This is a genomic window from Streptomyces sp. NPDC056169 (assembly GCF_042268445.1).
Classification (GTDB): Bacteria; Actinomycetota; Actinomycetes; order Streptomycetales; family Streptomycetaceae; genus Streptomyces.
This window is the reverse complement of record NZ_JBHJUO010000001.1, coordinates 260,791-272,106: the sequence shown is the minus strand read 5'-3', so window position 1 is coordinate 272,106 and position 11,316 is coordinate 260,791. Positions and strand designations below refer to the sequence as shown.

Genomic DNA, 11,316 nt, shown 5'->3' with positions numbered 1-11,316 from the left:
TCACCGGTCCGCGCTCGTCAGTGTCGTGAAGGCCGCCTCGTGCGCCCGGCGCGCCTTCTCGTCCTGGGCGAAGACCTCGCGCGTCACCCGGGCCAGCGCCGCCGCCGGGGCGTGCAGGTCGAGGCGGCTCGCCTCCGCGACCCGCTTCGCCCAGTCGGCGGGAACGGCGGACTCGCCGTGCAGGGCGCCCACGATCGCGCCCGCCATCGTGGCGATCGAGTCGCAGTCGCGGCCGTAGTTGACCGACCCCAGGACCGTACGACGGAAGTCGCCCTCGCCGACGAGCAGCATGCCCAGGGCGATCGGCAGCTCCTCGATCGCGTGCAGGCGGGACGGGCGGCGGGCGCCGAGGGAGGGGGAGCGGTAGTCGGGGCCGACCGTGTCGAAGGGGGCCACCGCCGCGCGGAGCGGGGTGAGCGCGGACTCGAAGTCCGTGTGGCGGGCCGCCACTTCCGCGACCGCCTCGATCGCCGACCTGGTGCCGTCCTTCGCGAGGGTGAGGGCTGTGTCGACGATCGAGGAGGGCGTCGCGCCCGGCGCGCAGGCCGCGGCGACCGCCGCCGCGAAGACGCCCGCCGCCTCCCGGCCGTACGAGGACTGGTGCGCGCCCGCGACGTCGAGGGCCTCGGCGTAGGCGGCCGCGGGGTGGCCGGCGTTGACGAGCCCGACCGGCGCCATGTACATCGCGGCGCCGCAGTTGACGATGTTGCCGGCACCGGCCTCGCGCGGGTCGACGTGACCGTAGTGGAGCCGGGCCACGAGCCACTTCTCGGCGAGGAAGATCCGCTGGAGGGGGAGGGCCTCGGCCTCCAGCTCCGGGATCCAGACGGGGGAGCCCATGAGTTCGGGGACGAGGAAGTCCGCGACCGCGTACGCGTCGAGGTGGCTGCGGACCTTCTCGTACACCCGGATCAGGGCGTGGGTCATCAAGGTGTCGTCGGTGACGTGCCCGTCGCCCTTGTGGTACGGCGCGATGGGGCGGGCGGTGCGCCAGTCGTCGCCGTTCCAGGGGCCGACGATCCCGGTGACGCGGCCGCCGTGCCGCTCCAGGATCTGCTGGGGGGTGTAGCCCTCGACGGGGCCGCCGAGCGCGTCGCCGACGGCGGCCCCGAGGAGGCTGCCGGTGATCCGGTCATCCAGGGTGGGCACAGCCAGTGTGGGTGTCATGTCGGAATTGTCCACCTGGGGAGGCCGGTTCCGTGGCTCCCAGGAGCCCGGCGAGTTCGACCAGATCCGTCCCCGCGAGCCGGGGCAGCGCGCACCCCGCGAGCGTCCGGCAGGCCTCGCGCCAGGTCGCCGGCACCGAACGGCCGCCGCCCAGCGCGCCGGTGAGCGCGCCCGCGAGCGCGGGGGCGGAGTCCGCGACCCGGGAGAGGCAGACGGCGGCCGGTACCGCCGCCGTCATCTCGCCCCGGGCGGCGGTGGCGAGCGCGAGGGCGACCGGGACGGTCTCGGCGGCGGCGATCCCGTAGCTGTAGACGTGGTCCACGATCCGGTGCTCCAGGAGCGGGACCAGCTCGAAGGCCGAACCGGCGGTCCGGGCCAGCTTCACCGCGTACCGGGCGTTGCGGCCGATCTCGGTGACGGGCGGGAGTTCGGCGAGTGCCGCCTCGACGGCCTCGTCGACCGTCGCCCCGCCGAGGGCCGCGGCGACGGCCGCCGCCGTCGCGCGGGCGCCGTGGACGCCGTCCCCGTCCTGGGTGTACCGGGCGTCGAACTCGGCGAGTTCGGCGGCGGCGTGCGGGTCGCCGGGGTGGACGACGGCGAGGACGGCCGCCCGGACGCAGGCGGCGTCGTCGAAGTAGTGCGGGTTGTCGTGGCCGGTGGCGGGCGGGCGCAGACCGGTGGCGAGATTGCCGAGCCCGGCGCGTACGGAGATGCGGGCGCGGAGGGGGAGGACGGCGGACTCGACCTCGGGGGCGCGCTCGGCGGCGGCGGCGACCTGGCCGGCGAGGGCGTTCCAGGCGAGGTCGACGGCGGCGCGGAGGCGGCGCTCCGGGGGGAGGCCGGCGAAGACGGGGCCGGAGGCGGTGAGGATCGCCTCGGCGGTGAAGGCCGCCCACTCGGCGTCGTCGGAGGGGCCGAGGCGGAGGGGCTCGGGGGGCTGGTTGAGGGCGATGGGGACGGGGAGGGTGGTCGTCGCGTTCTGCTCGGCGAAGGTGTCGAGTTCGCGGGTGAGGCGGCGGGTCCACTCCGGCATGCGGGCGGCGCGGTGGCGGGCGGCGGGCCAGCCGGCGGCGTCGCCTGCGGCGAGGCCGAGGAGGAGGCCCTCGGTCTTGTCGCGACCGGCCCTGCGGGGGGCCTTCGGCTGAGGGGCGTCGGGCTGCGGGGCCTCGTGGGCGCCGGCGCCCCATGATCCGGTCCCGCGTACTGGGGCGGGGGCCAGGGGGTGGGTGTCCGGGAGTGGGGTGGGGGCCTGTGTGTCGGTGCCTGGGAGTGGGGCGGGGGCCAGGGTTTCGGTGCCCGGCAGTGGGGCGGGGGCCAGTGTGTCGGCGCCCAGTAGCGGGGCGGGGGCCTGCGGGTCACCGAGCAGGGGGCCGGTGCCCGGCATCGGGGGCTGTGCCCACCCGTCCCGCCCTGCGGGACGATTGCCCACAGCCGGCGCGGTGGTGGTGCCCACAGCGTTGGTGGCGGTAGCGCCTGCTGGGGCGGCGGTGTCCGCAGCGGTGGCGCCCGTGGTGGCGGTGGCGCCCGGGGTGGCGGCCGCGGCCGCCGCGGTGGTCGTCGTCGTGTTTGCGGTCATGTCAGGGTCTCCTCCGGGGTCAGCAGGTCCGCGATGTCCAGGACGTGGTAGCCGCGCATGGAGGGCAGGCAGCTGCCGGTGACCGGGGCGATGGCCGTCGACCATTCCTCCGGGATCGCCGAGGCGCCCGCCATCGCTCCGGCGAGGGCGCCCGCGACCGCTGCCGTCGTGTCGGCGTCGCGGCCCATGTTGACCGCGGTCAGGACCGCCGTACGGAAGTCCCCGCGGGCCGCCGCGAAGGCGCCGAAGGCCAGGCCCACCGCCTCCGGTGCCAGGTCCGTCCACGGGTAGCCGCCGATGACGACCGCCGAGCGGACCTGCCGTTCGCGGGTGAGCGGGTCCGGCTGGACGCGTTGCGCGGCGACGACCGCGCGGCGCAGGGAGCGGGCCGTCCAGGAGTCCATCGGGACGACGGAGAGCGCCGCCGCGATGATCGAGGTCACCCCCGCGCCCGCCATCGCCGCCGCGACGCCCGCCGCGACGGCCTGGCCCCCGTAGATGCCCTCGCCCTCGTGGCTGACGCTGCCGTCGATCGCGACGAGGCGCGCCGCCTCCGCCGGACGTCCGGCCGCGAAGACCCCGAAGGGCGCGGCGCGCATCGCGAGCCCGTCGCTCCAGGCGTGGCGGTGCTGGGCGGAGATGGGTGCGGCGAGGCCCCGGCGGAGGTTCTCCAGCGTGCCGCGCTCCGAGAAGCCCGCGCCGCGGAAGGGGCCCTCGTCGAGGTCGGCGATCCAGTGGTGCCAGGCCCGTTCGACGTGGTGGACGGTGAGCGCCGAGCCGTGCCGGGCGAGGAGCAGGGCCGAGAAGATCGCGTACTCGGTGTCGTCGGTGCCCGCCGGGCGGTCCGTCACGAAGCCCTCGATGCGGCCCCATCGGCGGCGGATCTCCGAGGGGCGCATGTTCTCGGCGGGCGCGCCGAGCGCGTCGCCGACGGCGAGGCCGAGGAGCGCCCCCCTCGCCCGTTCGCGCGTGTCGCATGCCGTGGTCGTCATTCTCGCGGCCCCTTCCTCGGTGGGGGCGCGCAGTGCGGCGTGCCCCGATGCCTGGATCTGTGCCACCGCGCGCCGCGAACTCGCTGAAGAAACGTCTCTGTCACCCGGCTGACACCTCGCCAGAACCAGGTTCACCCGGAGGGGCACTCCTAAGGGGCGCCTTAGTAAGTACGGCCTGCCTTGCTGGCGGGCCCCTTACATCGCGCGTATTTTCGAGGTGTTGGGGGCGGCGGGTGCGACCCGGCCCGCCGGAACGAGGGGAGAGCCATGTCCATCATCGAAGCTCAGGCGCCACTGCACGAGGCCCACCGCGACAACCACACGCACCGTGACGTGAACGGCGGTTGGCTGCGGCCCGCGGTGTTCGGCGCGATGGACGGACTCGTCTCCAACCTCGCCCTGATGACCGGTGTCGCCGGCGGCGCGGTCTCCACGCAGACCGTCGTCATCACCGGCGTCGCGGGGCTCGCCGCCGGTGCCTTCTCCATGGCGGCCGGCGAGTACACCTCCGTGGCCTCGCAGCGCGAGCTCGTCCAGGCGGAACTGGACGTCGAGCGCCGCCAGTTGTGCAAGCACCCCATCGACGAGATGGAGGAGCTCGCCGCGCTGTACGTGTCCCGGGGCGTCGAGCCCGCGCTCGCCCGCGAGGTCGCCATGCAGCTCTCCCGGGATCCGGAGCAGGCCCTGGAGATCCACGCCCGCGAGGAGCTCGGCATCGACCCGGACGACCTGCCGTCGCCGATGGTCGCCGCGGTGTCGTCCTTCGCCTCCTTCGCGCTCGGCGCCCTGCTCCCCGTCCTGCCGTTCCTGCTCGGGGCGACCGCGCTGTGGCCCGCCGTGCTGCTCGCGCTCCTCGGGCTCTTCGCCTGCGGCGCGCTGGTGGCCCGGGTGACGGCCCGCGGCTGGCTCTTCAGCGGGATGCGCCAGCTGGTCCTGGGCGGGGCCGCGGCCGCCGTCACGTACGGGCTCGGGATGCTCTTCGGAGCGGCGTTGTAGCTCCGGATATCGGAACGGATTCCGTACCCGCAGAGAAGGCCGGGAGGTCCCTACAAGGGGCCTTTTCGGCATTTTGGGGCACCTTTTCGGGACGAAGGGCCCGTATCGGTTGTGACGTATATCCCTGGCTGGATCCGCCGCGGCGATGAGACACTATGCACGACGCCACATAAGTAGCCGGTTACCCGGCGGTTTCGAACCCGTGACCAACGGGAAGAAGGCATGAGCGTCGTTGGGCAATGAGGCCCACTCAGTGTCGGACCGCCGGAAGCCCGGAGATCCTCCGGCTCCCCCCCCGGTCCGTCCCCCGCGGGACAGCCCCCTGTCCTCGCACCCCACAGGTGAGAACACACCACCATTGCGTGTCGGTGGTGTCCGCATGCTGGAATGAGCTATCCACTTCGCGAGAAGCCAGCCATCATGTAACCTGCACGAAATTTCGCGGAGGGCCAACGTCGTCCCTCGGCATCTGCATATGCCAATACGACGACGGGAGAGCCGATGCGTTCCGACGCCTGGTCGCCCATGGACGGTCGCCCTGCTCCGCAGGGGATGTACGACCCCCGTAACGAACACGACGCCTGTGGTGTCGGATTCGTGGCCACCCTCACTGGTGTAGCCAGCCACGCACTGGTCGAGCAGGCGCTGACCGTACTGCGCAATCTCGAGCACCGCGGCGCCACCGGCTCCGAGCCCGACTCCGGAGACGGCGCCGGCATCCTTTTCCAGGTCCCGGACGCCTTCCTCCGCGAGGTCGCCGGATTCGAGCTCCCCGAGGCCGGCGCGTACGCCGTCGGCATCGCCTTCCTCCCCGAGGACGGCACGGACGAGATCGTCTCGAAGATCGAGACGATCGCCGCCGAAGAGGGCCTCACCGTCCTCGGCTGGCGCGAGGTTCCCGTCGCCCCCGAGCTGCTCGGCGCCTCCGCCCGCTCCACCATGCCGGTCTTCCGCCAGCTGTTCGTGAAGGACGCCGACGGTACGGCCACGGGCATCGTGCTGGACCGCAAGGCGTTCGTGCTGCGCAAGCGCGCCGAGCGCGAGGCCGCGACCTACTTCCCGTCGCTCTCCGCCCGCACGATCGTCTACAAGGGCATGCTGACCACCGGCCAGCTGGAGCCCTTCTTCCCGGACCTGTCGGACCGCCGCTGCGCCTCCGCCGTGGCCCTGGTCCACTCCCGCTTCTCCACCAACACCTTCCCGAGCTGGCCGCTGGCCCACCCGTACCGCTTCGTCGCCCACAACGGTGAGATCAACACCGTCAAGGGCAACCGGAACTGGATGACCGCCCGCGAGGCGCAGCTCGACTCCGCCGTCTTCGGCGAGGGCTCGCTGGACCGGATCTTCCCGATCTGCACCCCGGACGCCTCCGACTCGGCCTCCTTCGATGAGGTCCTGGAGCTGCTCCACCTCGGCGGCCGTTCCCTGCCGCACGCGGTCCTGATGATGGTCCCCGAGGCGTGGGAGAACCACGACTCGATGGACCCGGCCCGCCGCGCCTTCTACCAGTACCACTCCACGATGATGGAGCCCTGGGACGGACCGGCCTGCGTCACCTTCACCGACGGCGTCCAGGTCGGCGCGGTCCTCGACCGCAACGGCCTGCGCCCCGGCCGCTACTGGGTCACCGACGAGGGCCTCGTCGTCCTCTCCTCCGAGGTCGGCGTCCTCGACATCGACCCCGCCAAGGTCGTCCGCAAGGGCCGCCTCCAGCCCGGCAAGATGTTCCTCGTCGACACCGCCGAGCACCGGATCATCGAGGACGACGAGATCAAGGCCGGTCTCGCCGCCGAGAACCCGTACCAGGAGTGGCTGGAGACCGGGGAGATCGAGCTCTCCGACCTCCCCGAGCGCGAGCACATCGTGCACACCCACGCCTCGGTCACCCGCCGCCAGCAGACCTTCGGCTACACCGAGGAAGAGCTCCGCGTCATCCTCGCCCCGATGGCCCGCACCGCCGGCGAGCCGCTCGGCTCCATGGGCACGGACTCCCCGATCGCGGCCCTGTCCGCCCGCCCGCGGCTGCTCTTCGACTACTTCACCCAGCTCTTCGCGCAGGTCACGAACCCGCCGCTGGACGCCATCCGTGAAGAGCTCGTGACGAGCCTCCGCTCCTCGCTGGGCCCCCAGGGCAACCTGCTCGAACCGACCTCCGGCTCGTGTCGCAGCGTGACCCTGCCCTTCCCGGTGATCGACAACGACGAGCTGGCCAAGCTCATCCACATCAACGCCGACGGCGACATGCCCGGCATGAAGGCCGTGACCCTCTCCGGTCTCTACCGGGTCTCCGGCGGCGGCGAGGCCCTCGCCGCCCGCATCGAGGCGATCTGCGCCGAGGCCGACACCGCGATCGAGGGCGGCGCCCGCCTGATCGTGCTGTCCGACCGGCACTCCGACGCCGAGCACGCGCCGATCCCCTCGCTGCTGCTCACCTCGGCCGTCCACCACCACCTCATCCGCACCAAGCAGCGCACCAAGGTGGGTCTGCTCGTCGAGGCCGGTGACGTCCGCGAGGTCCACCACGTCGCCCTGCTCATCGGCTACGGCGCCGCGGCGGTCAACCCGTACCTCGCCATGGAGTCCGTCGAGGACCTGGTCCGCGCCGGCACCTTCATCGAGGGCCTGGAGCCCGAGCAGGCCATCCGGAACCTGATCTACGCCCTCGGCAAGGGCGTCCTCAAGGTCATGTCCAAGATGGGCATCTCCACCGTCGCCTCCTACCGCGGCGCGCAGGTCTTCGAGGCCGTCGGCCTGGACGCCGGCTTCGTCGCCACGTACTTCAACGGCACGGCCACCAAGATCGGCGGCGCCGGTCTCGACGTCGTCGCCAAGGAGGTCGCCGCCCGCCACGCCAAGGCGTACCCCGTCTCCGGCGTCCCCTCGGCGCACCGCGCCCTGGACATCGGCGGCGAGTACCAGTGGCGCCGCGAGGGCGAGCCGCACCTGTTCGACCCGGAGACGGTCTTCCGCCTCCAGCACGCCACGCGCAACAAGCGGTACGACATCTTCAAGCAGTACACGGAGCGGGTGAACGAGCAGTCCGAGCGCCTCATGACGCTCCGCGGCCTCTTCGGCATCACCTCCGACCGCCCGTCGATCTCCGTCGACGAGGTCGAGTCCGTCAGCGAGATCGTCAAGCGGTTCTCGACCGGCGCCATGTCGTACGGCTCCATCTCCCGCGAGGCGCACGAGACCCTCGCCATCGCCATGAACCAGCTGGGCGCCAAGTCCAACACCGGTGAGGGCGGCGAGGACCCGGACCGCCTGTACGACCCGGCGCGCCGCTCCTCCATCAAGCAGGTCGCCTCCGGCCGCTTCGGCGTCACCAGCGAGTACCTGGTCAACGCCGACGACATCCAGATCAAGATGGCGCAGGGCGCCAAGCCCGGCGAGGGCGGCCAGCTGCCCGGCCACAAGGTCTACCCGTGGGTCGCCAAGACGCGTCACTCGACGCCCGGCGTCGGCCTCATCTCGCCGCCCCCGCACCACGACATCTACTCCATCGAGGACCTGGCTCAGCTGATCCACGACCTCAAGAACGCCAACCCGGTCGCCCGCATCCACGTGAAGCTGGTCTCCGAGGTCGGCGTCGGCACGGTCGCCGCCGGTGTCTCCAAGGCCCACGCGGACGTCGTCCTCATCTCCGGCCACGACGGCGGAACGGGCGCCTCCCCGCTGACCTCGCTGAAGCACGCGGGCGGCCCCTGGGAGCTCGGCCTCGCCGAGACCCAGCAGACCCTGCTGCTCAACGGCCTGCGCGACCGCATCGTCGTCCAGACCGACGGCCAGCTCAAGACCGGCCGCGACGTCGTCATCGCCGCGCTGCTCGGCGCCGAGGAGTTCGGTTTCGCGACCGCGCCGCTCGTCGTCTCCGGCTGCGTCATGATGCGCGTCTGCCACCTGGACACCTGCCCGGTCGGCATCGCCACCCAGAACCCCGCCCTGCGCGACCGGTTCTCCGGCAAGGCCGAGTACGTCGTCAACTTCTTCGAGTTCATCGCCGAGGAGGTCCGCGAGCTCCTCGCCGAGCTGGGCTTCCGCACCATCGAAGAGGCCGTCGGCCACGCCGAGCTGCTCGACACCAGCCGTGCCGTCACGCACTGGAAGGCGCAGGGTCTCGACCTGGAGCCGCTCTTCTACGTGCCCGAGCTGCCCGAGGGCGCGGTCCGCCACGCCCTGATCGAGCAGGACCACGGTCTGGAGAAGGCCCTCGACAACGAGCTGATCGAGCTCGCCGCCGAGGCCCTGAACGCCGCCTCCGCCGAGGAGGCGCAGCCGGTCCGCGCCCAGGTCGCGATCCGCAACATCAACCGCACGGTCGGCACCATGCTCGGCCACCAGGTGACGAAGAAGTTCGGTGGCGCCGGCCTCCCGGCCGACACCATCGACATCACGTTCACCGGCTCCGCCGGCCAGTCCTTCGGCGCCTTCCTGCCGAGCGGTGTCACCCTCCGCCTGGAGGGCGACGCCAACGACTACGTCGGCAAGGGCCTCTCCGGCGGCCGCGTCGTCGTCCGCCCGGACCGGGGCGCCGACCACCTGGCCGAGTACTCGACCATCGCGGGCAACACCATCGGCTACGGCGCGACCGGCGGCGAGCTGTTCCTGCGCGGCCGCACCGGCGAGCGCTTCTGCGTCCGCAACTCCGGCGCGCTGGTCGTCTCGGAGGGCGTGGGCGACCACGGCTGCGAGTACATGACCGGCGGTACGGCGGTCGTCCTCGGCGAGACCGGCCGCAACTTCGCGGCGGGCATGTCGGGCGGCGTCGCCTACGTCGTCGACCTCGACCGGGACAACGTCAACTCCGGCAACCTGGGAGCGGTCGAGTCCCTGTCGGACTCCGACAAGGCGTGGCTGCACGACGTCGTGCGCCGCCACCAGGAGGAGACCGGCTCGACGGTCGCCCAGAAGCTCCTCGCCGACTGGGACGCGAACGCGGACCGGTTCAGCAAGATCATCCCCACCACGTACAAGGCAGTGCTCGCCGCCAAGGACGCCGCTGAGCTCGCCGGTCTCTCCGAGACCGAGACCACCGAGAAGATGATGGAGGCGGCGACCAATGGCTGACCCCAAGGGCTTCCTGACCACCGGGCGCGAAGTCGCCAAGACCCGGCCGGTGGGCGAGCGAGTCAGGGACTGGAACGAGGTCTACGTTCCCGGTTCCCTGCTGCCGATCATCAGCAAGCAGGCCGGCCGCTGCATGGACTGCGGCATCCCGTTCTGCCACAACGGCTGCCCCCTCGGGAACCTGATCCCCGAGTGGAACGACTACGCCTACCGCGAGGACTGGTCGGCGGCGCAGGAGCGCCTGCACGCCACCAACAACTTCCCGGAGTTCACCGGCCGCCTGTGCCCGGCTCCGTGCGAGTCGGCGTGTGTCCTCGGCATCAACCAGCCGGCCGTCACCATCAAGAACGTCGAAGTCTCCATCATCGACAAGGCCTGGGACGCGAACGACGTCAAGCCGCAGGTGCCCGAGCGCCTGTCCGGCAAGACCGCCGCCGTCATCGGCTCGGGCCCGGCGGGTCTCGCCGCGGCCCAGCAGCTGACCCGGGCCGGCCACACCGTGGTCGTGTACGAGCGTGCCGACCGCATCGGCGGCCTGCTGCGCTACGGCATCCCCGAGTTCAAGATGGAGAAGCGGCACATCAACCGCCGCATCGAGCAGATGCGCGCGGAGGGCACCAAGTTCCGCACCGGCATCGAGATCGGCCGCGACCTGACGTCGACGGACCTGCGCAAGAGGTTCGACGCCGTGGTCATCGCCGCCGGCGCCACCACCGCCCGTGACCTGCCCGTCCCGGGCCGCGAGCTCAACGGCATCCACCAGGCCATGGAGTACCTGCCGCTGGCCAACAAGGTCGTCGAGGGCGACTTCGTGGCCCCGCCGATCACCGCCGAGGGCAAGCACGTCGTCGTCATCGGCGGCGGCGACACCGGCGCGGACTGCGTCGGTACGGCGCACCGCCAGGGCGCGGCCTCGGTCACGCAGCTGGAGATCATGCCCAGGCCGGGCGAGGACCGGAACGCCGGCCAGCCCTGGCCGACCTTCCCCATGCTGTACAAGGTCACCTCGGCGCACGAGGAGGGCGGCGAGCGGGTCTACTCCGTCTCCACCACCCACTTCGAGGGCGACGAGGACGGCAACGTCCAGTTCCTCCACCTCGTCGAGGTCGAGTTCGTCGAGGGCAAGCTGACCCAGAAGCCGGGCACGGAGCGCAAGATCCCCGCCCAGCTGGTCACGCTCGCGATGGGCTTCACCGGAACGGACGTGGAGAACGGCCTGGTCGCGCAGTTTGGTCTGGACCTGGATGCGCGGGGTAACATCGCCCGTGACGCGGACTTCGCCACCAACGTCGATGGCGTGTACGTCGCCGGTGACGCGGGTCGCGGCCAGTCCCTCATCGTGTGGGCCATCGCCGAGGGCCGCTCCGCCGCTCGTGGCGTGGACCGCTTCCTGACCGGAGCCAGCTCGCTGCCGGCCCCGATTCGCCCGACGGACCGTTCGCTGACGGTCTGATCCCGCCGGATCACCCCTGAACGTCCCGTACAACGACGTGCGGAACTGAGCGCGGCGCCCCCCGA

The 11,316-nt window shown here is 72.2% G+C and carries 6 protein-coding genes; 3 read left to right on the top strand and 3 right to left on the bottom strand.

Annotated features, from left to right (window positions below):
• From ACFC0G_RS01235 to ACFC0G_RS01225, 3 genes are read right to left on the bottom strand one after another with little or no spacing between them, the layout of a single operon-like run.
• A complete protein-coding gene (locus tag ACFC0G_RS01235; protein WP_376395250.1) occupies positions 1-1,167 on the bottom strand; it encodes an ADP-ribosylglycohydrolase family protein in 1,167 nt (388 codons plus the stop codon).
• Positions 1,133-2,743, bottom strand: coding sequence for an ADP-ribosylglycohydrolase family protein (locus tag ACFC0G_RS01230; protein WP_376395247.1), 1,611 nt, complete (start codon positions 2,741-2,743; stop codon positions 1,133-1,135). The genes ACFC0G_RS01235 and ACFC0G_RS01230 overlap by 35 nt, the downstream gene beginning before the upstream one ends.
• On the bottom strand, positions 2,740-3,735 hold the full coding sequence (locus tag ACFC0G_RS01225; RefSeq protein ID WP_056645764.1) for an ADP-ribosylglycohydrolase family protein: 996 nt from the start codon (positions 3,733-3,735) through the stop codon (positions 2,740-2,742). Before ACFC0G_RS01225 ends, ACFC0G_RS01230 begins: the two co-directional genes overlap by 4 nt.
• 267 nt (positions 3,736-4,002) lie before the next feature.
• Here ACFC0G_RS01225 and ACFC0G_RS01220 point away from each other — a divergent pair, with 267 nt between their 5' ends.
• From ACFC0G_RS01220 to ACFC0G_RS01210, 3 genes are all read left to right on the top strand, one after another.
• Positions 4,003-4,731, top strand: a complete 729-nt coding sequence (locus ACFC0G_RS01220) for a VIT1/CCC1 transporter family protein (RefSeq protein WP_376395243.1) — start codon at positions 4,003-4,005, stop codon at positions 4,729-4,731.
• 501 nt (positions 4,732-5,232) lie between these two features.
• Positions 5,233-9,798, top strand: coding sequence for a glutamate synthase large subunit (gltB, locus tag ACFC0G_RS01215; RefSeq protein WP_376395240.1), 4,566 nt, complete (start codon positions 5,233-5,235; stop codon positions 9,796-9,798).
• A complete protein-coding gene (locus tag ACFC0G_RS01210; RefSeq protein WP_376395238.1) occupies positions 9,791-11,251 on the top strand; it encodes a glutamate synthase subunit beta in 1,461 nt (486 codons plus the stop codon). The genes gltB and ACFC0G_RS01210 overlap by 8 nt, the downstream gene beginning before the upstream one ends.
• Positions 11,252-11,316: the final 65 nt, after the last annotated feature.

Coding starts and splice junctions, on each gene's coding strand:
- ACFC0G_RS01230 (WP_376395247.1), bottom strand. CDS start 2,743: ATGACCGCAAACACGACGACGACCACCGCGGCGGCCGCGGCCGCCACC.
- ACFC0G_RS01210 (WP_376395238.1), top strand. CDS start 9,791: ATGGCTGACCCCAAGGGCTTCCTGACCACCGGGCGCGAAGTCGCCAAG.
- gltB (WP_376395240.1), top strand. CDS start 5,233: ATGCGTTCCGACGCCTGGTCGCCCATGGACGGTCGCCCTGCTCCGCAG.
- ACFC0G_RS01220 (WP_376395243.1), top strand. CDS start 4,003: ATGTCCATCATCGAAGCTCAGGCGCCACTGCACGAGGCCCACCGCGAC.
- ACFC0G_RS01235 (WP_376395250.1), bottom strand. CDS start 1,167: ATGACACCCACACTGGCTGTGCCCACCCTGGATGACCGGATCACCGGC.
- ACFC0G_RS01225 (WP_056645764.1), bottom strand. CDS start 3,735: ATGACGACCACGGCATGCGACACGCGCGAACGGGCGAGGGGGGCGCTC.